20 protein-coding genes are annotated in these 20,142 nt (G+C 50.0%); 3 read left to right on the forward strand and 17 right to left on the reverse strand.

Going from position 1 to position 20,142, the window contains the following annotated elements:
- Positions 1 to 57: 57 nt before the first annotated feature.
- The 11 genes from ACX1C1_RS26310 to ACX1C1_RS26360 all read right to left on the reverse strand — a co-directional run bounded on the left by ACX1C1_RS26310 (position 58) and on the right by ACX1C1_RS26360 (position 11,611).
- Positions 58 to 1,044 (reverse strand): sulfate ABC transporter substrate-binding protein, encoded by a 987-nt coding sequence (locus tag ACX1C1_RS26310; protein ID WP_458957807.1) that lies wholly within the window; start codon positions 1,042 to 1,044, stop codon positions 58 to 60.
- A gap of 117 nt (positions 1,045 to 1,161) precedes the next feature.
- The gene (locus tag ACX1C1_RS26315; protein WP_458957808.1) at positions 1,162 to 2,226 is read right to left on the reverse strand and encodes a sulfate/molybdate ABC transporter ATP-binding protein; all 1,065 of its coding nucleotides are present in this window, start codon (positions 2,224 to 2,226) and stop codon (positions 1,162 to 1,164) included.
- Positions 2,226 to 3,026, reverse strand: a complete 801-nt coding sequence (locus ACX1C1_RS26320; protein WP_458955067.1) for a sulfate ABC transporter permease subunit — start codon at positions 3,024 to 3,026, stop codon at positions 2,226 to 2,228. Before ACX1C1_RS26320 ends, ACX1C1_RS26315 begins: the two co-directional genes overlap by 1 nt.
- Positions 3,023 to 3,838: a sulfate ABC transporter permease subunit CysT gene (gene cysT / locus ACX1C1_RS26325; protein WP_458955068.1), complete on the reverse strand. Its 816-nt coding sequence runs from the start codon at positions 3,836 to 3,838 to the stop codon at positions 3,023 to 3,025. The genes ACX1C1_RS26320 and cysT overlap by 4 nt, the downstream gene beginning before the upstream one ends.
- A gap of 286 nt (positions 3,839 to 4,124) precedes the next feature.
- On the reverse strand, positions 4,125 to 4,766 hold the full coding sequence (locus tag ACX1C1_RS26330) for a YigZ family protein (protein WP_458955069.1): 642 nt from the start codon (positions 4,764 to 4,766) through the stop codon (positions 4,125 to 4,127).
- Between the two features lie 24 nt (positions 4,767 to 4,790).
- Positions 4,791 to 6,140 (reverse strand): glucose-6-phosphate isomerase, encoded by a 1,350-nt coding sequence (locus tag ACX1C1_RS26335; RefSeq protein WP_458955070.1) that lies wholly within the window; start codon positions 6,138 to 6,140, stop codon positions 4,791 to 4,793.
- A 118-nt stretch (positions 6,141 to 6,258) separates the two neighbouring features.
- The gene (locus tag ACX1C1_RS26340; protein ID WP_458955071.1) at positions 6,259 to 6,780 is read right to left on the reverse strand and encodes a DUF420 domain-containing protein; all 522 of its coding nucleotides are present in this window, start codon (positions 6,778 to 6,780) and stop codon (positions 6,259 to 6,261) included.
- A 203-nt stretch (positions 6,781 to 6,983) separates the two neighbouring features.
- Positions 6,984 to 7,301 carry a pyrimidine/purine nucleoside phosphorylase gene (gene ppnP / locus ACX1C1_RS26345; RefSeq protein ID WP_458955072.1) on the reverse strand — a complete coding sequence of 106 codons (318 nt, stop codon included), beginning with the start codon at positions 7,299 to 7,301 and terminating at the stop codon, positions 6,984 to 6,986.
- Between the two features lie 115 nt (positions 7,302 to 7,416).
- Entirely contained in the window at positions 7,417 to 9,432 is a 2,016-nt protein-coding gene (gene tkt, locus ACX1C1_RS26350; RefSeq protein ID WP_458955073.1) for a transketolase, read from the reverse strand.
- Between the two features lie 117 nt (positions 9,433 to 9,549).
- Positions 9,550 to 10,437 (reverse strand): formyltetrahydrofolate deformylase, encoded by an 888-nt coding sequence (purU, locus tag ACX1C1_RS26355; RefSeq protein WP_458955074.1) that lies wholly within the window; start codon positions 10,435 to 10,437, stop codon positions 9,550 to 9,552.
- A gap of 43 nt (positions 10,438 to 10,480) precedes the next feature.
- Positions 10,481 to 11,611: a deoxyribonuclease IV gene (locus ACX1C1_RS26360; RefSeq protein ID WP_458955075.1), complete on the reverse strand. Its 1,131-nt coding sequence runs from the start codon at positions 11,609 to 11,611 to the stop codon at positions 10,481 to 10,483.
- Positions 11,612 to 11,711: 100 nt separating this feature from the next.
- Here ACX1C1_RS26360 and ACX1C1_RS26365 point away from each other — a divergent pair, with 100 nt between their 5' ends.
- From ACX1C1_RS26365 to ACX1C1_RS26375, 3 genes are all read left to right on the forward strand, one after another.
- Positions 11,712 to 12,149 carry a DUF2621 domain-containing protein gene (locus tag ACX1C1_RS26365; protein ID WP_458955076.1) on the forward strand — a complete coding sequence of 146 codons (438 nt, stop codon included), beginning with the start codon at positions 11,712 to 11,714 and terminating at the stop codon, positions 12,147 to 12,149.
- Positions 12,150 to 12,268: 119 nt separating this feature from the next.
- Complete coding sequence (locus tag ACX1C1_RS26370; protein ID WP_458955077.1) at positions 12,269 to 12,760, forward strand: hypothetical protein; 492 nt, start codon at positions 12,269 to 12,271, stop codon at positions 12,758 to 12,760.
- A gap of 23 nt (positions 12,761 to 12,783) precedes the next feature.
- On the forward strand, positions 12,784 to 13,686 hold the full coding sequence (locus tag ACX1C1_RS26375) for a TIGR01777 family oxidoreductase (RefSeq protein WP_458955078.1): 903 nt from the start codon (positions 12,784 to 12,786) through the stop codon (positions 13,684 to 13,686).
- Positions 13,687 to 13,721: 35 nt separating this feature from the next.
- On the opposite strand, the gene ACX1C1_RS26380 is transcribed toward ACX1C1_RS26375, so the two are convergent.
- From ACX1C1_RS26380 to ACX1C1_RS26405, 6 genes are read right to left on the reverse strand one after another with little or no spacing between them, the layout of a single operon-like run.
- Positions 13,722 to 15,296, reverse strand: coding sequence for a DUF6382 domain-containing protein (locus tag ACX1C1_RS26380; protein WP_458955079.1), 1,575 nt, complete (start codon positions 15,294 to 15,296; stop codon positions 13,722 to 13,724).
- Between the two features lie 48 nt (positions 15,297 to 15,344).
- Positions 15,345 to 15,881, reverse strand: coding sequence for an A24 family peptidase (locus tag ACX1C1_RS26385; RefSeq protein ID WP_458955080.1), 537 nt, complete (start codon positions 15,879 to 15,881; stop codon positions 15,345 to 15,347).
- A 33-nt stretch (positions 15,882 to 15,914) separates the two neighbouring features.
- Positions 15,915 to 16,952, reverse strand: coding sequence for a TadE/TadG family type IV pilus assembly protein (locus tag ACX1C1_RS26390; RefSeq protein WP_458955081.1), 1,038 nt, complete (start codon positions 16,950 to 16,952; stop codon positions 15,915 to 15,917).
- Positions 16,909 to 19,131, reverse strand: a complete 2,223-nt coding sequence (locus tag ACX1C1_RS26395) for a TadE/TadG family type IV pilus assembly protein (protein ID WP_458955082.1) — start codon at positions 19,129 to 19,131, stop codon at positions 16,909 to 16,911. The genes ACX1C1_RS26390 and ACX1C1_RS26395 overlap by 44 nt, the downstream gene beginning before the upstream one ends.
- A 37-nt stretch (positions 19,132 to 19,168) precedes the next feature.
- On the reverse strand, positions 19,169 to 19,876 hold the full coding sequence (locus ACX1C1_RS26400; protein ID WP_458955083.1) for a TadE/TadG family type IV pilus assembly protein: 708 nt from the start codon (positions 19,874 to 19,876) through the stop codon (positions 19,169 to 19,171).
- 45 nt (positions 19,877 to 19,921) lie between these two features.
- On the reverse strand, positions 19,922 to 20,110 hold the full coding sequence (locus tag ACX1C1_RS26405) for a Flp1 family type IVb pilin (protein ID WP_458955084.1): 189 nt from the start codon (positions 20,108 to 20,110) through the stop codon (positions 19,922 to 19,924).
- Between the last annotated feature and the right edge of the window lie 32 nt (positions 20,111 to 20,142).

The raw sequence follows: 20,142 nt of genomic DNA on the forward strand, positions 1-20,142 counted from the left end.
GCCGTCTCTTGATGAGAACGGCCTAAATAATTGCATATATGTGTTACGGTATCTTGTTCAGATCCCGGCAAGGACTTGGTACCAAATGCCTTTCTTCGAATAAAGTTTGCTACGAACCTCATCCCAGCCGCCCAGATAGGAAATATCGAATAACCCGGTCGGTTCGATGAATTGCCCTTTCGTCTCTTCTTTGACGGCTTGATGGACAGGACGGAAGCCATGTTCTGCGAACACGCGCTGCCCGTCTTCCGAATGCAGATATGCGATAAACGCTTCTGCTACTTTTCTGGAGCCGTGTTTGTCGACGTTACGATCAACGACCGCGGCCGGATTCTGAATAAGAATCGTATGCTCCGGCACGACGATCTCATACGGCACACCTTGTTTGATCCGCGCTTTCAGCTCATTCTCGTATGTCACAATGACGTCGCCGACCCCATATTCGAAAGCCGCCATAGATGCACGGCCACTCTTGTCGAGTGACTCTACATTCGCGTGTATCGACTGTAGAAACGACTTGGCATATGACTCGGACTTCTCGCCTTCAAGCTCTTCTGATCGCTTAAGACCAGCTCCGTAGATTGCGTTGATGTCCCATTGTGCACCGCCGGAAGTTTTCGGATTAGGGTACAGCACCTTAACGCCTTCTTTGGTTAGATCATCCCAATCTTTAATAGCGAGTGGGTTTCCTTCTCTTGTTCCAAGCACGACAATTGATTCTGTAATCATGCCAGCGTCGCTCACAGCCCGCCAATCATGATCAATAAATCCTGCTTCTTCGATTTTATCAAGGTCGCCTTCCATCGCCAGCACCGCAACGTCGGCTTCGAAGCCTCCAGCAATCGCCCTCGCTTGCGTGCCAGATGCCTCGTACGACTCTTGAAAGACAACGCGTTGCCCCGTCTCCTCTTGCCAATACGCTTGAAAAGCAGGAAGAAGATCGGCGAAAGCATCTCTTACAACCGAATAAGCGCCAATAACGAGCGTAACATCGCCTTGCTGATCTGCTTTCCCCACTTCTTCCTCGCCGCACCCGGCAGCCATCAACAGAGCTGACGTCACGAGTAGAGAAGCGATAACCCTTTTAATTATTGAATAGTGGTGTTTCATCCATGCAACAACTCTTTCTCAAGAAAGTCGTTATTTATGTTGGCTATACGTTTAAATATGGATCGGCATCGGATCGACCTTAAGCGGGTTCTCCATAATCCAGCTGTCGTTTTCGTTGAACAAATACGCGCGATGTACAAGTACTTGTACTTGCTCTCCAACATGGAGTACGTCTCGCTCTAACGAACGATACGTAATCAGCTTTGTATCTCCAATGACAAGCTCCACCATCCACTCGCTGCCACGGAAATGAAGATGGCGTACTGTCGCTGTCGTTGCCGCCGATGCAAGCTTGATCTCGCCCGGCTTGCCATGCTCGATATATTCCGGACGGATTAGCGCCTTCGTGCCTGGCATATCTGCTGCCGATTGGAACCCTTTGAGCACAGAGATATCATCGATGATCGTGGATTCGCCTATAAAGCTCGCTACGAACGGCGTCTCCGGATTTTTGTAGATGTCCCACGGACTGCCCTTCTGCTCCAGTCGCCCTTTGCTGATGATCATAATTTCGTCAGCAACTTCAATCGCCTCTTCTTGATCATGCGTTACAAAGATCGAAGTAATGCCGACTCGCTCGATCATTTCCTTCAGCCACGTACGCAATTCCGTCCGAATCTTGGCATCAATGGCCGCGAACGGCTCATCGAGCAGCAAGAGCTGCGGTTCAGGAGCGAGCGCCCTGGCAAAAGCGACCCGCTGCCGTTGTCCGCCGGATAATTGATGCGGATAACGATGCTCGAAGCCTTTGAGTCCGGTGAGCTCGATCAAATACATGACGCGCTCCCGAATCTTTTCCTTGGACAACTTCTTTACTTTGAGTCCGAACGCGACATTGTCGTACACAGTCATATGTTTAAAAAGGGCATAGTTTTGGAAGACGAACCCGATCCCGCGTTCTTGCGGTGGCAGATCATTGACTCGTTTGCCGTGGAATACAATATCGCCGTTAGTCGGCGATTCTAGACCAGCAAGCATGCGCAGAATCGACGTTTTGCCGCCGCCGCTAGGACCAAGCAGGCCGATCAGCTTTCCTTTCTCGATGTCAAAGCTGACATCCTTGACGGCGTGGAAATCGCCGAAGCTTTTATTTAAGCCGCGAACTTCAATATGCATCATTCATGCACTTCCTTCCTTTTCTTCGACCATTCCATCAATAGGAGTAAACCGACAGATATCGCGGCCAGCACCAAAGCGATGCCGTTAGCGGCTACTACGTTAAAGTTCTCGACGTCTTGATAAACAAGCGTCGTTGCTGTTTGCGTTTTATTCATAATATTACCGGAGACAACCAGTACCGCCCCAAATTCACCCATCGCACGCGCCACCGTCAGAACGACGCCATAGATGACACCCCAGCGAATCGATGGCCACGTCACTTTCCAGAAGGTGTACCAAGAATAGGCACCAAGTGTGGAAGCCGCTTCTTCTTGCAGGCCTCCGATTTCTTGCAGCACTGGCATGACCTCACGAACCATAATTGGAAATGTAACGAACAATGTCGCCAATATCATCCCTGGGAGGGCATAAACGATATCGATCCCCATATCAGAGAACAATGTGCCGATGACTGTGCTTGGTCCCAGGATGAGGACGATCATCAAACCGCCAATAACCGGCGAAACAGCAAAGGGAAGATCCACAATACTGTTAAGCAGTCGCTTAAGTCTTGACCCGATCCACGATGCTCTCACTAGATACAAAGCCAGCATGACGCCAAACACCATATTGATCGCTGTAACGACGATTACTATAATTCCTGTCATCATTAGGGCATGTATCGATTGCGGCCTTGAGAGGGCTTCCCAGAAGCCATGAACCCCCTCTTCCCATGCTCCGGTAAAGATCTGGATCAGAGGAACGATCAGTAAGAGCGCAAATACGACGTACGTTAAGGTAATCCACAATTGTCTCATGGCTTCGACCTCCTAGCCTGCAACTGATTAACAAGCCACAGGATCAGGAAGGACAGCGTAAGCAGCATGACCGAAACAGCCGCCGCTCCTTGCGGATTATTGCTTTCGATTTCGCCAAAAATATAAACGGATGCAACTAAAGTCTTGCCAGGGATATTGCCGGCGACAAGTACGACGGCTCCGAATTCCGCAAGCCCACGGGAGAAGGCAAGCATCGCGCCGCTCAGAATGCCGGGCAGCATCGTCGGGAAGATAACACTCATAAAGGCTTTAGCTTTGGACGCCCCGAGCGTATACGCTGCTTCTTCTTCGGAACGGTCCAGCTCTTCGAGGAGCGGCTGAATCGCACGGATTACGAACGGAAACGTTACGAACAACATCGCAATGACAATCGCCGGTTCATGAAATACGATTTCAAAGCCCATTCTCTGTGCAAGATCGCCTACGAGACTGTTGGGACCCAGCAGCAGCAAGATAAGCAAGCCGCCTACCGCAGTAGGCAAAGCGAAGGGCAGATCGACCAGACTGTTCAGCAGGCTCCTACCCGGAAAACGATAACGAATCAAGACCCAACCAATCATCGTTCCGAGGAATATATTGAGCAGTGTCGAAATCAGTGCCAGCTTGAGCGTAAGCAATACAGCCTTCCACGCCAGCGGATCCGATACACTCTCCCAGAATGGCGTCCAGCCGAGCGAAAGTGATTGCGTGTAAATCCCTATAATCGGCAGAACGATCAAACATATAAAATAAATCATGATGGCGCTTCTAAAGCCGAAGCTCCAAGCTTTTCCCCGGAATAATGCGTTCACTTTCCAATGCCCTCCAAACCGTCGGCTCGAGCCGTTGGTGTTCTAAAACAATCAATAACCGCATAATTCCTATTAATTTACTAGGTATTATAAATGTAGCATCCTCTACTAATGGAAGTCAATGGTTTATTACGAAAAACACACACACTCCATAACATATGCTTATACAGCGAAACCGCCCACCTTTTTTAACTTTCATCGAATAATATATGTGCTAATATGATGCAGGAGGGTTGGTTTGCTTGACATAGAAAAAGGAGACCGGCGTAGATGCGCCGATCTCCTTTCATTCACCTTGTATATAATATCGGCTCTCGCCTTGCGCAATCTCGGCTTGCCCTTGCGTCAGATCGGTCATCCATGCGATGAAAGCATCACACTCCGGCTCCTCCGGCAAACAGCATACCGTCACACGATCGGTAAATTGAGTGTCGCCAACACGAGTACCGCGGCCGTGCAGTTCATTCTCGATCTTGCCATACCACGTATAATCCACGTCGACAAATACTTCCCGGTGCAGCACAAGCTCAATTTCTTCCGCGGCTTCGATACCTGCAACTGCACCATCCGTATACGCACGCACGAGCCCGCCAGCCCCAAGCATAATGCCGCCGTAATAACGAGTGACAACAACGACCACATTTTTGAGGCCTTTGTTTTTGATCACCTCGAGGATCGGCTTGCCTGCCGTACCGCTCGGCTCTCCGTCGTCGGACGCCTTCTGATGCTGATCGCGTTCTCCAACGACATAAGCCGAACAGTTATGTGTCGCTTGCCGGTGCAGTCGCTTAATCTCGTCGATATAAGCGACTGCCTCCTCCTCGGACTGCACAGGTTTCGCATAACCGATAAACCGTGATTTCTTAATCACAATTTCGTTATTCGCTTCTTGTCTTACTGTATTGTATTTGGTTAAAGTAAAACTCATCGGCTTCGACCCCTTTTCCGGGAACTACAGACGAGCTTCCAACTCTGCTTTTTCCTTCTCAAAACCTGGTTTGCCCAGCAAAGCAAACATGTTGCGCTTATAAGCCTCAACGCCTGGTTGGTCGAATGGATTGACACCCAGCAAATAACCGCTGATCCCGCATGCCTTCTCGAAGAAATAAACGAGATATCCGAACGTGTACGGCGTCATGTCCGCGATGTTGACAATCAAGTTCGGCACCTGGCCGTCCGTATGAGCAAGCAACGTGCCTTCGAACGCTTTTTTGTTCACGAAGTCCATCGTTTTGCCTGTTAGGAAATTCAGCCCATCCAGATTGTCATCGTCATGACCGATCGAGATATGCTCTGCGACTTCCTTGACTTGGATGACCGTCTCAAAAATATTCCGGTTGCCTTCTTGGATAAATTGCCCCATAGAATGCAGATCCGTCGAGAAGTCAACGGAAGCCGGGTAGATGCCTTTGTAGTCCTTGCCTTCGCTCTCGCCGAACAGTTGCTTCCACCACTCGGATACGAAGTGCAGGTTAGGCTCGTAGTTTACGAGGATTTCCGTTGCCTTGCCTTTGCGATACAGGGCATTACGCGCTGCTGCGTATTGATACGCTTCGTTCTCTGCAAGGTTAGGATTGCCGTATTCCTTGGATGCGTCAGCCGCGCCTTGCATCATCGCGTCGATATCAATGCCTGCTACCGCAATCGGCAGAAGACCAACCGCTGTCAGTACGGAGTAACGTCCTCCCACATCGTCCGGAATGATAAATGATTCGTACCCTTCTTCGTTCGAAAGCTGCTTGAGTGCGCCCTTCGCCTGGTCTGTCGTCGCATAGATCCGTTTGCGAGCTTCTTCCTTGCCGTATTTCTTCTCCAGCTCCGCACGGAAGTGACGGAACGCAATCGCCGGCTCCGTTGTTGTGCCTGATTTGGAGATAACATTGATCGACCAGTCCCGGCCATCGAGCAACTGAGTCAGATGCGTGACATAAGTCGAGCTGATGTTATTGCCAGCGAACAACACTTGAGGCGTCTTGCGCTGTTCCTTTGTCTGAATGTTATAGAATGAATTCGATAACATTTCGATTGCAGCGCGCGCGCCGAGATATGAACCGCCAATGCCGATCACGATCAGCACTTCAGAGTCGGATTGGATCCGGGACGCGGCTTGTTTGATTCGAGCGAATTCTTCTTTGTCATAGTTCGTCGGCAGATCGATCCAGCCCAGATAGTCAGAGCCAGCCCCCGTACCGTTATGTAATTGGCTATGCGCCGCTTTGACTTGCTCCGTCAAGTTGTCAATCTCATGCTGGCCGAGGAAGCCCAGCGCCTTACTGTAATCAAATTGTACTGTTTTGCTCATCTTAGCTTTCTCCTCCTCATTACACTATTTCATTAGAATATCGGATTTACTTTGGGAATACAAGCATTCTGACCTGCAAGGCGGTTCGATTGAACCGCTCCGTCAAGTCGTTCTGACCTTAATAGTAAGGGGAAATCATCAAGTATACGACAACGCCTGTAAAGCTGACATAGAGCCATACCGGCATGGTCCATTTTGCGATTTTGCGATGTTTTTCAATTTGATTCGTAATACCGCGAATAGCCGACATTAGCGCCAGCGGGACGACAACAACAGCTAACACGATATGGGTGAGCAACACGAAGAAATAAATGCCTCGCAGAATACCCTCTCCGCCATATTTTGTCGACTCCGTCAGATAGTGATAGGACACATAAGAGACGAGGAACAGCGTCGTCGATAAGAATGCCAGACCGATAAAAGCCCGATGCATCTTGATGTTTTTTCTCTTGATCGCAACTAACGCTATGATTAGCGCCAGAAACGTAAAGCAGTTGAAAATCGCGTTTAACAGCGGCAGTATTAACACGTCGAAGCCAATCTCGCCATCGTATGCCGGCAAGAAGAACAGAATGGCGATCAACGCGACGATAACGATCGTTAGAACCGCCACCAACGGCGTATAGTTTCTTTGTTTCATGAATGGCCTCCCTGTGCAACATTGATATAGGTTGATTGTTTGTCTCTACTGTAGCCGAAATAAAGCAGAGATTACAATGTCGGAGTGTTGACGTATTTGTTACAATACTCCGCACGCGCTTAGAAGAATGGAATTCCATTGCTCCTCCAATAAGAAAGAGCCGCATCGCTACAGCGATACAGCTCCTCGAAGAAAACGATATTTTATTCGTAGATGTAAGAGCAGCAATAGTCTGTGACTTCCGCCACTTGCAGCTTGAACTTCGTGTTAGCCGGCACTTTGAATTCGCCTTCGCCTTGGATATGAATCCATTCTGTCTCGCCTGGCAGAAGCACCTTCAGATCTCCGCCGAGAATTTCCATAATTTCGAGACAATCTGTACCGAATTCATAGTCGCCTGGCAGCATGATACCAAGCGTCTTCTTTGTGCCGTCAGCGAATACTACGGCGCGGCTTGTTACTTTACCTTCGAAGTATACATTTGCTTTTTTGATAACTGTTACGTTTTCGAATTGGGACATAGTGAATTCAATCTCCTTTGGGCTCAGGGCATTATAATGGATGATGATTACGATCCTTCGACCAGGAAAAGGCTCGCTGAGTTTCTCCCGGTCGATCATCGGTTATTATTGAAATCTACAGCAGAGCTTTTACTTTGCTAACTACGTTCTCCACCGTGAAGCCGTACTCCTTGATCACGCGATCGCCTGGAGCCGATGCGCCAAAGCGGTCAATGGCAAGAATATCGCCTTGATCGCCCGTGTAACGTTCCCAGCCGAACGGATGAGCCATCTCAATCGCAAGACGTGCTTTAACGCCTGGCAGAATGACAGAATCTCTGTATTCCTTTGGTTGACGTTCGAACAGATCCCAGCTCGGCATGCTGACAACACGTACTGGAATACCTTCTTCAGCCAATGCTTTCTGTGCAGCAACAGCAAGCTGCACCTCGGAGCCAGTAGCGAGCAATTGCGCTTTCGGCTCGCCGGCTGCATCGGAAACCACATAAGCACCTTTGGCAATGTTCTCGCGAGCGCCTGATACCGTACCTTCGAGAATCGGCAAGTTCTGGCGCGTCAACACCAGTGCTATCGGATTTCCTTTGTTCTCGGCTGCATATGCCCATGCTGCCGAAGTCTCATTGCCATCCGCAGGACGGATTACCGTGAGGCCCGGGATAATACGAATAGAAGCCAGCTGTTCGATCGGCTCGTGTGTTGGACCATCTTCGCCAACCGCGATGGAGTCATGTGTAAGTACATACACGACAGGCAGATTCATGAGCGCTGCCAATCGTACTGCTGGGCGCAGGTAGTCCGTGAACACGAAGAACGTGCCGCCGAACACTTTGATACCGCTATGGAGAGCAATACCGTTCATTGCTGCTGCCATTCCGAACTCGCGCACGCCAAAGTAGATGTTGCGGCCGTCGTAGCTGCCAGGCTTGAACTGCGTAAGACCCTTCAAATGTGTCATTGTCGAGCTCTCAAGGTCGGCGGATCCGCCTGCCAGGTTCGGTATATGTTTCGCAAGTCCATTCAATGCATTGCCAGATGCTACGCGTGTCGACAACGGCTTGTCCTCCGTCGTGTAGGCAGGAAGCTCAGCATCCCAACCTTCAGGCAAGTCGCCTGCTGTAGCCAGCTCGAATTGCGCTGCAAGCTCAGGATACGTTTCTTTGTACGAAGCAAAGAGTGTGTTCCAAGCTGCATTGCTTTGCTCGCCTTTTGCTTTCACATCCCCGAAGTGAGCGCGAACTTCATCCGGCACATGGAATTGATGATTTTCGTCCCAGCCGTATACTTGCTTCGTCAGCTTAGTCTCGTCGGCACCAAGCGGTGAGCCGTGAGGACCGGCATGTCCGCCTTTGCCGCCCTTATTCGGGCTGCCGAAGCCGATAACTGTTTTCACTTCGATGAGCGTCGGCTTTGTAAGATCCCCTTTGGCCGCTTCGATCGCTTTGGACAATTCTGCGAGGTCGTTGCCGTCAGCAACGCGCAGTACTTGCCAGCCATATCCTTCGAACCGCTTCTGAACGGTCTCCGAATAGGACAAGTTCAGCTCGCCGTCCAAGGAAATATCGTTAGAATCGTACATGACCACAAGTTTGCCAAGCTGCAGATGCCCCGCAAGGGAAGCCGCTTCATGCGAAATACCTTCCATGAGGTCGCCGTCGCCGCAGATGGAGTACGTAAAGTGATCGATGACATCGAAGTTTTCTTTGTTATAAACAGCCCCCAGATGCGCCTCTGCCATTGCCATGCCGACTGCCATCGCGATACCTTGACCGAGCGGGCCTGTTGTAGCGTCTACGCCAGCAGTGTGACCGAATTCAGGATGGCCGGGTGTGAGCGAACCCCATTGACGGAAGTTCTGCAATTCTTCGATAGACAATGCATAACCGGACAGGTGCAGCAAGCTATAAAGCAGCATGGAGCCATGTCCAGCGGATAATACAAAGCGGTCACGGTTGACCCACTCTGGATTGGAAGGATTGTGGTTCATATCCTTGGCGAATAGTTGGTAGCCCATTGGAGCGGCGCCCATCGGCATGCCCGGATGACCGGATTTGGCTTTTTCGATTGCGTCGATCGCCAGCGTACGGATTGTGTCGATCGATAGCTGATCGATGGATTTTTGCGTGACAGACATTGTACGATTCCTCCTAATTTGGTTGTTCTCTATTCGTTAGTGCCATAATCAATACATTAGATTTTCTATGTGTTTCTTCAAATTCGTAGAAAGCTTTGAATATTGTACCACCTGGTATTAATTGAATACAACCGTCTTGTTGCCATGTACAATGACGCGGTCTTCGATGTGCCACTTCACGGCGCGAGCGAGTACAACTCGTTCGATCGTTCTGCCGATCCGCTTCAAATCCTCCACGTTGTCACGGTGAGTGACGCGCTGTACGTCTTGCTCAATAATCGGACCGCCATCCAGCTCTTCCGTTACGTAATGACCGGTGGCACCGATGATCTTAACGCCGCGTGTGTAGGCTTGCGCATACGGTTTGCCGCCGACAAAGGCAGGAAGGAAGGAGTGGTGGATATTGATAATGCGATTCGGGAACTGCTCGATAAACTTCGGCGAAATAATCTGCATATAACGGGCCAGCACGATAATATCAGCTTTATCTGCGACGACCTCCATTTGCTTGCGCTCCGCTTCCGCCTTTGTATCCGCTGTAACCGGAATATGGTGATACGTAATGCCGAACGACTCTACCAACTCGCGCATATCGGGATGATTACTTACAACCATCGCGATTTCGGCATCGAGCTCGCCTGCACGCCATTGCCAGAGAAGCTCCATCAAGCAATGATCTTCCTTGGACACAAAGATCGCCAATCTTTTTTTGCGGCTGGCGCGGAACGTATGCCACTTCATCTGGAAGCGGTCAGCGACGCGATTAAAGTCCTCTACCAGAACCGGAAGCTCACGGTCCATATCGGCAAGGTCAAATTCGAACCGGATAAAAAACATGCCGCCTTCGGGATCCATCGTGTATTGGTCCGAAGAAACGATGTTCGCGCCATGTTCATAGAGAAAGTGGGATACAGCCGCGACGATTCCCGGTCGGTCTGGGCAGGAAATCAGCATCCGAGCGCGTCCCTCAGTTCCTTTTGTTGCTTTTGCAGATTGAGATGACATCTGAGAAATCTTCCTTTTCTATTTCAATTTTGTTTTCTCTATGTTATACATTCACCAGAAGTTCTTTCCCGGCGAACCATGCAGTTAGGCGCTGATTCACTTGCTCCTCCGTAAGCTCGGATGACAACGGCCCGTCCACTTCCAGCATGTCATACAGACGTTCCATCGGCTCGCGAGGATCAGCCTTTTTCGCTTTTGCATCGTTTTTGAGCAGATTCCATGTATCGATCACAAACGATCTAGGATCGATTTCATGTTTCGCGAAATAATGATGCAGCTTCTCTACGTCCTCGAGGAAGCCGATACCGAACCGCTCCTTTACATCACCGCGCAAAAGCGCAATCTCGGCTTCGTACATCGGACGTTCCTTCTTATCGACTTTACCGATCCAAGGCGTCTCCAAGATGAACGGGCGTCCCTTCAATCCTTCATGGCGGACGATGCGAGCAATCGCTTCGTGACCGAGCCAGCCTGCGCCTATCGGAGCATGGCGGTCCTTAGAGGCGCCTCGCGGATTCTTGCTATCATTGACGTGAACAACTGCAACACGGTCAAGACCGACGATACGGTCGAACGTTTCGAGCACGCCATCGAGATCGTGAACAAGATCATAACCAGCATCATGCATGTGGCATGTGTCCATACAAACAGTCAAACGACCGTTGTCCTTCACTTTATCGATAATCGCCGCGATTTCTTCGAAGCTCCGGCCGATCTCTGTACCTTTGCCCGCCATTGTCTCGAGCGCGATATTGACTTTTGTTTCGCTCGTTCCAGCGAGTACTTCATTAAGACCTTCCGCAATACGGTTGATCCCGAATTCTGCGTCTTTGTCCGTATATGCGCCGGGATGCAACACAATATTGCGCACGCCGATGTAATCTGTACGGCGGATTTCTTCTTGCAGGAAGTTGACGGCAAGCTCGAACGTATCGTCCTTATATGAGCCAAGATTAATAATGTATGGAGCATGCACGACGATTTCGCCGATGCCGGCTTTCTCCATCATTGCTTTGCCTTCTTCGATATATAACGTATCGAGCGGTTTGCGACGCGTGTTCTGCGGCGCGCCCGTATAAATCATAAACGAGCTGGAACCGTACGAAAGTGCTTCTTCTGTCGCTGTTATCAGACCCTTGTCCGAGAATGAAACGTGAGAACCTATTTTCAACATGGCTTGAACGCCCCTTTCGGTTGATCAAACCTTATTTTACAAGGAATGTCGAAATAAATCTAGGAATACGATATAATTCATTATTGAGGTGAAGGAAGGTATGAACGGAACACCAAATTGGTTCATGTATTTCATTGTATTCTGGGCTATCGTGATGGTCGTTGCTATGTCTATCGGTGGATTCTTTATGTTCCGCAAGTTTCTTAAAGTACTGCCGATGAGAGACGGGAAATCAAAGCTCGATTGGCAAAATTATTGGGTCGAACGCAGCCGCAGCATGTGGGGCGACGAGTCCAAACAATTTTTGGACGAGCTGGTCTCGCCCGTGCCTCCCGCCTTCCGAGACATCGCCAAACATTCTATCGCGGCTAAGATTGGTCAAGTTGCTATCGAGCACGGAGCCACTACCGTTACGCGGGATCATTGCGTCGAAGGATACATACGCGCCACGCCCAAACGAGACTACCGCAGCTTGGTATCTTTCCTAGAGCGCAGAGGAATCGACTACGGACCATACGAGCATTTGCTCAACAAATAGAAGCTAGCGGGGGGATGTTAACAATCCGCCTTCTGGCGCGCTGCGAGGAATCATTCAAAAACCTTTATGCAACCTCGCCCCCCTTTCATCCGTTGTAACTAGCAGGAGGTGCTTCATCCATGAAAAACTTCAAGAAAACGAAAACCGCAAGCGCTGCAGCATTAATGCTAGCTATCATGCTCACCGCGTCGGCATGCGGAGTTAACGAAAACAACTCGCCCCAGAACGGTAATGACTCGGCGCAAGCAGGAGTGAATGAACAGCTGCCAGAGGGCAGCGGCATTCAGGATCCAGGTTCCCTCGGCTCTGACGACGAATCCAATAAGCCCGAAGAATCTGCTGCAACAGGCGGCGACATCACAACTGACACTGACGAACCGGCCGCTGTTATTCTTAGCAATGAGGGTACCTACACCGGACAGATCGATTCCAATTCCATCGAAATTAAGACTGCCGAAGGCGCTGCAGCTTACCGTGTAACGGAAGAGCTTGCACCTGTAATCGAATCGCTGCCTTCGGATGCAGCCGTCACTTTCGAATATACGGAGAAAGTCATTGACAGCGAACAAGGCATTAAACAATTGTGGCTGACGAAGATCGAAACCAAATAACCTAGGAAGCGGTGTGTCGAGAGATGCAAGTAGCGGTGGCTGGCGGAACGGGGTTTATCGGCAAGGAGCTGATACAAGCTTTATTGGATCGCGGAGACACGGTATGGATCATCACACGATCAACGCAGGCTTTGGAACATAAAGATGCACGGCTGCGCTTCATTAGCTGGGACATGCTTATTCACGATCCTTCCCCACTTGAAGGCATACATGCCATTGTTAATCTGGCGGGCGAGAGCATTAATCAACGCTGGACCGCATCCGCCAAAAAGCAAATCCTTGTTTCGCGCCAGCTGGCCGCTGCACGGATCGCCAAGCTAGTGGAAGCGCTTGAGGATGGTCCATCTGTCGTTGTCAACGCCTCCGGCATCTCTGCTTATGGCAGCTCGGAAACCATGATATTTGACGAGAACAGCCCCACAGCTGTAACGGATTACTTGTCAGAGGTAGTGCAAGCGTGGGAACAAGCGTCAGACAAGATTGCCGTCGAACGTCTCGTGAAGCTGCGTATTGGTCTCGTTCTTGCCCGCAAAGGCGGCGCGTTCCCGCTCATGGCGCTTCCGTACCGATTATTCGTCGGTGGACGAATCGGATCCGGAAGACAAGGTTTGTCTTGGATTCACATCGACGACATGGTAGGTCTGATCCTCTTCTGTCTCGACAATAAAACCATTCATGGCCCAGTCAACGCTTCCGCGCCCGATCCCGTCGGCAACGACGAATTCGGCAGAGCCGTCGGGCGGATGCTAGGAAGACCGCATTGGTTCCCACTTCCGTCTTTCATCATGCGTGCCTTGCTTGGAGAAATGTCGACTCTTCTGTTGGATGGTCAACGCGCACTTCCAGACAAAGCCATGAAGCTAGGCTACCGCTTCAAACATCCCAAGCTTGAACCCGCGTTGAAGCAGCTTCTGGTGAATTCCTAAATATGTGTACAAAGCCAGCCCACGAGGTCTGGCTTTTAGTTTTTTTTGAATCGAAATGATGGTCCTTTGCTGCCCGCTAATTGAATCATGTCACCTGCAGCGAGCGGATATGACTTATAGGGAATCATTAACGTTCCATTAAGCAAACTTCCATTTCTCGAGCCAAGATCCTTGGCAACATGACATCCCTGCTCCTTCAGAATTTCTAGATGCATCCGTGAAACGCCATCAGCTTTTTCCTCATATCCGTTTCCTGCCAATACACGGCCTATTTGGAACACGTCTGACAACAGTGGAATTTCCTCCGCTGCACCATTCCACTCTCTTCTTAGCGTCGTCTTTTCTACTCCATTAACTGGACCTTCAGCCGCAGAGCCCAAAATCGTTGTTGGCTCCAACACCGCTCGTGGTGTAGTTGAATAGGGAAAATCTCCTCCATTTTCTCCTTCTACTTGCGGCGGCAGCGCATAACTGCCCATCGAGCTAGTTGTATGACCGCCGCTCCTCTGCGCACTCTCGGGCTCTCGATAACCGGAAAGCATCTGCCAGCGCTGCTTCATCGGCAACAACGGTCCGGATTGCAGCTCGAACGAGTCTGCAGAGGCTAACTCATCTTGCTCAGATTGAGGTGGCGCGATCAGCATACTTGCCCCTTTCCCCCAAAGCAACACAGCACCTACGATCAGCAGCAATGATAATCCCGCACTGATCAGCATCGACTGTGAAGTTGGCTCGCTGAGATAGATGAAGCGCCATATACATGCAGAACCTAGAACTAAGCCAAGGCCTACCATCCACCTGCGGCTGACAACTCTTCGGATATTGCTGGTGCTGGCATCATCCTCTTCTAATGAAATTCTTTCAAGCTCGCTGTTATGCGTATTAAAGCGGCTCTCATTCGAAGATTGCGGCAGCCTCCGAGCGTGTAACTCTAGCTCCGACTGTCTACCCCTTGTGTATTCTATTGATCCGAAAGCAGCAGCCTCCTCTAGGTTATCAATCGCCGGTCCAACTTCGTCTCCTTTGGCAGCAGGCTTAATATACCGCCTTCCTATTGTCTCCAGCAACATCTTTCTAAGCTCTGCAAGCGGCCAGCGATTGTTGCTAAAGAGTTGCAGCACATTCCGGAGTCCATCGCCGTCGATTCCATCGACATACGCCGTCCACCTGGCTACCAAAGCAAGAAGATCGTCTCCGTTTATACTCTCCTCCTGTCGACTCTTTAGCGGAACGTATACCATTAACAGGTCTTCAAGATTGTCTCCTACAAACAAGAAGGAATCCCCAAGGAGACAGCCTTCCGGTCTTAACATATATTCCCTGCACTCTATAAGTGCTGACACAACCCGAAGCAGCAAGCCGTAAAACTGTTCCATCGTAAAGGTTTCCTGTTGCAGCCTATGTAGGAGCATCTTCTTGCCGCCTAAAGCATAACGGAATGTTACATTCCCATCCAGCTCATCCCACTCCAACGGCAATAAACAAGGAATCCGCTGAGATCTCAGCATGTTAATTTCCAGTTCGTCGAGATCGCTCCGCCGAATTCCGCCATCCTTATCCAGTGTCATCTCGTGGCCCCGGCCATTGATGAAATCAATTCGATACGGCATATCACACATTCTCCTTCGCCTTATCTATGATAATTTCAGAATTGATATTTACGTGAATGATGGCCAGACTGTAACTACAGCCGGCAATACGGCAAGCATAAAGGGCATGCGCATGCGCTCACGCCTTCGGTTCGGAGCCGTTTCCACGCCTGCTGTGGGATCGACTTTATACGAATCATCAACTGTGATGATATGAGATATGGTCTTACTAACGACATCAGAACGAATTCGCCTGGATGCTAAGAGAATGAATCCGATTATGCCTCCGTATACAATCGATGCCATCATCAGTTGCAGAACTGCCGAAACGCCAAGCCAAGCACCAACTGCACCAAATAATTTCACATCCCCGCCGCCGATGCCTCCCAACATGTGCAAGAGGAACAATGGAAGAAATCCCGCCGCCCCTCCTAAAGCGGCTTCCCCTGCTCCCGACCATCCGCCAACTATGAGATGAAACAGCAGTCCCCCTGCCAAAAACGGTAAAGTTAGTCGATTCGGTATAGTACGTGAGTGCAAATCGGTTGCCAATGCGATGACAAGCAGCAGTATTGCGGCTGCCGCCGCTGCGAAACTAATCGTCACACTATCTCTCCTTTCTTTTAAAGCAAGTAACCATTAATCCGCATTGCGTGTACTGCTTTTGGCAACGATAAAATGTTTGGAAACGGAAGCCTCCCCCCCATCTCCCGCCGCTGTTACAGTTAACTGCCATATCCCAGGTGTTGTATTGCCAGAGACATGCCATGTCCAAGATACATACCCATCTCCGTCCGTGGAAGCCTCTCCCAAATGTCTTGCTTTGCTTGCGCCGCTTTTGTACATCACCCCTAGATTGACGGTTTGATTCGGATTGCTTCGCACAATAACAGCCGCCTTGTGACCAGGCCTCAGCGGAGTCGGTGTAATCGAAACGATCTGAAGCGGAGGGAGCTCACTTCCTTCTTGCCCTTTCTTTGAGCCGTAAGAAGCCGTAGCGGAGTCGCTTACCCAGACACGCTCCAACACTTGTTTCTTTAGTAGAATCGGTCGACCTAGCAGCGGCACCTTCATTGGGAATTCATATTGGAGGGTCACGCTGAGATAGGCATCTTCTTTATTGCTCAAGCTTGGCAACGTTAATTTGGCTAGACTGATACGCTCCGGCTTCAAAGTTGAATCTTCGGCAAAGCTGCGAGCCATCGGTTCCATAACGACACGCCCAAGCTCCGTAGCGGCAAGGTCGACCATTGGCCCCCAGTCGCCTTGCAGAGCGGAGCTAGCGAGTTCCCCTGCTGGAGACGGCAGCCACTCCGCAGCTTCAGAGGCTATTTCCTTCCATTCCGGCAATGGAATAGAAGGTACTGTTGACGGCAATGCCGGCAACATACCGGATACGCTGTTTGCAACGCCGGTGGTTGCCAGCTCAGCCGGATACATGTGTGCCGCTAGGCTGCGTGCTGTTTGCAAAGTTGTCTGGTGTAATGTCATCTGTGCTGTGCATAACATGATAAGCATCACAAATGCGGCAAGCGTGAAAAGGATAAGTGGGAGGACAATTGCTGCTTCGATAACAATGGAGCCTTCGGCCCTTTTCCCTGTTTCGCGGAGGCGCAGTATTAATGCGTTGGTTTCAATACGACCAGCCTGCTGTCTCCACTGCTTCATATCGTCCATTCGACACCCTACCTTTCAACATGCCGAACTTGCCAATCAGCTTCGTCGCGGCTGGCAGAAACCATAACTTTACAGAAAACGTCACATCACCTGTCACTCCTGTCGGTACTTGTGAAAGAACAAGATCACTGTTCTGCTCGATGACGGCTATCATACGTGCTAGCCGCGCTTCTTCTTTGCCGCCGTGTAACAAAGCAAATAATCGCAAATAGTCCAAATAGGACAATTCGACCTTTGAATATTTGGACAACGGCGCCGTTCCTTTGCGGGCGAAGGAAAGCATATCCTCCGTAGCCTTCTCCACTCCGTAAAGCAGTGCCGCCGACAAAATAAGAAGTGGATGTCCTAACGATCTGCTTGCAATTAATCCCTCCATCGTGCGAATCGCTAACCTCGCCCCAAACAATTCGCCATACGCCGCGATCAAATTACCCATCGGATCATGAAATCCATACAGCCAATATTCCATCTCTTGATTATGGAAAGAAGCCGCATCTGCAACCCCCTCCACATCGCCGTATTCGATCAGATCCAATAATTGCTGAGGTGCAAAATGACTGAATCTAGCCGCGGCATATTCTCCGTAATAGAACATGTTCCGGCTGCCCTCCAACATCTCGGACATACCAGCGAACAGTCCTTCCATCCGATCGGAAGCTTGTCGTGCCCCTTCATCCGCATCCTTTGCCTGTTGCAAGGCATCCCCCGATCCTTCTTCGATGCCGCTCATTTGATTAAACAACCGATTCTCCTCATACCGTTCCTCTACTTCTTGGAACAGCTCCCTATGTTCCGGCAGGTCTCTCATACTGGCAAGACCATTAAGCAATTTGCCAGCATCTTGCCATGCCGTTTCCGTTCTAGCTTCTTGCTCCCTTAGTTGCTTATTGAAGTCAGCGTTCGCAAGCTCCGTCCTACGTTTGGTAAGCAACGAGGATTGACCGCTATACTGTGTCTCATAGTGCTGAACGGCAAGCTGTATCTCAGAAACGCCTAATGAAAGTGGCTGCGTGTTCGAAACCGAATACGGCACAGCCATCGCTTGTGTCAAACGCGATAACAACTGCTCGATCTCGCTGACGATCCCGGTTCCTCCAACTCCTTGCTCAAGTAGTTCATTCCGATACGTCGTCCACCAGGCGGAAGCTCGCAGCAATTGTTCGCCGCTTTTCCGAACCTCGTTCAGCTCCGTTCCCTCAATATTCTCAAGCGGAAACGACTCCGTGCCTGCTATCTTCTTACCTTGAACGCCATCATACCCGCTAGATGCTTGACTCCTGCTCGCAACACGGTTCATCTCCTCATTGACTGCTTCCGCCTGCTCTAACTTACTTTTGGCTGCCGACAGTTTCTCCGCATGTTTGCGCTCAAGCCTCGTGCTTGCGGCACGCAGTTGTCCAGTTAAGGAGGACACTTCATCCTCGTAAGCGCTCGTCTGCTCTTCATATTTCGGTTTTTGGGCATCCTTATCCAGTTCCTGCTGCTCTGCATATTCTTCGAATCGTACCAGCAGCGAGAGCAATGTTCCTGAATCGGCTCCAACCCGTAGCGCTTCCGTTCCTGCCGGAACCAGAGGCAGCGACTCGTCTGTTGCAACAAGCTCTGCCGCTTGCTCCTGAAGCAATAGCACTTCCATTAAGAGCGCTTCACGTCTCTCGTATAGTTTTCGCAGTTGGCTAAGTGAGTCTATGGCCTGTCCGCTTTGTTTCAGCGAATCTGCTAGCGGGATCAGCTTGGCAGCGACTTCGAGTGTCATGTCGATGGGAGCCTTATATTTCATTTCCTCCAGCACCTGTCGTGCGAACACCTCGTGTTCCCCGAGCACGTTGGACGTGTTCAGCCGTGCATCTATAACCGTCGTACCTACGATACCAAAACCAGCAGTTCCAGTGCTCTCACCTAGATTCCCTTCAACAACTTCATTGAAGATCGCTCCTCCATCTGTACCGCCGCGTCCGAATAAACCATAACGTTCGTATAACCAATAATCGTAAGCGGACATTACCGAACGTACACCGCTTCTTGTCGCATCCTCGGACATCAATCCCGTAGTCATGATTCTCGCATAATCAATCAATGTGCCAAAAAATAACAACAATGAAGAAAGAACTACAACTGCGAATAACGCGATCGTACCGTCTTCTCTTATCGCAAGTCTTCTCCATCGTTTACAAGACATCTCATCATCTCCTTCCGAGCGGCAAATACATATGAATTTATGGCTGCTTACCGCCGTAAGAAGACAACACGTCTCCTGCCTGTTTCTTTGCAGTTGATCCTCCCGATGCTGCGCTGGCGAACTTGTGGGCATAATAACGCGCCAAATCCACATGTCTTATAAATGAAACAGGCTCTGTAATAAGCGACTTTCCATTACCAGTAGGATCAACAAACCCACCAGCACCCCATGGCTGCATCATCGATGAGCCAATCGGCTTATTCAGCTTTGTTTGTACGAATCGGAGCAGGCCTTCGTTGGCGAGCGAAGTCGTTCCGTTATACATCAATCCCGATTGGGTCAGCCAATCTGAAGCTTGTGAGAGCTTACGCTCCGTCAATGTCGATTCCTTCTCCCCTACAGACGTTCCAGAAGCAATTGGAAGCTGAACGGCAGCTTCTTCGTTCCCCGTAACTAAATCGAATAGATGTCCAATCGCACCATCCGATCCCATATTGGTATATAACCCATCATGAGTCACCACTGTGAGTATGCCGCTTTTCGGATCTCGGTGGCTGTTGTCCCAGCCAAATGCGGCACGTTCGGATGTGATAGCAGCCGCATAAGTGACCACGACGTTTTGATATGTGAAGATTCCCATGAACAGGAACATCAAGATGAGTAGAAACAGAATAGGAAACACAAACGCGGATTCCAAGCTATAGCTGCCGGCTTCATCTCTCCAGAATGTCCTCCTTCGATTCATTGCCCTCATTGACCAGAATGTGATGACTTCCACGAGGTTCACCAGCTAATTGTCGAATATTCGACTTGCTTCATCATCCGCTTTTCCCATCAGGTTCTCGATCAATTGGATAATCCAATCCTTGAACAATAATGCGATGATAATGACAACAGCGATAATCAAAATGATCTCCAATGTGCCAAGTCCTTGCTCATTTTTCCAAAATGATCTCCATTTGGCGGCTGCTTTTAACATATTTTCATCCATCCTCTCTATCATTCATTTGC

The sequence above is a fragment of the Paenibacillus sp. strain BS8-2 genome (assembly GCF_054483835.1).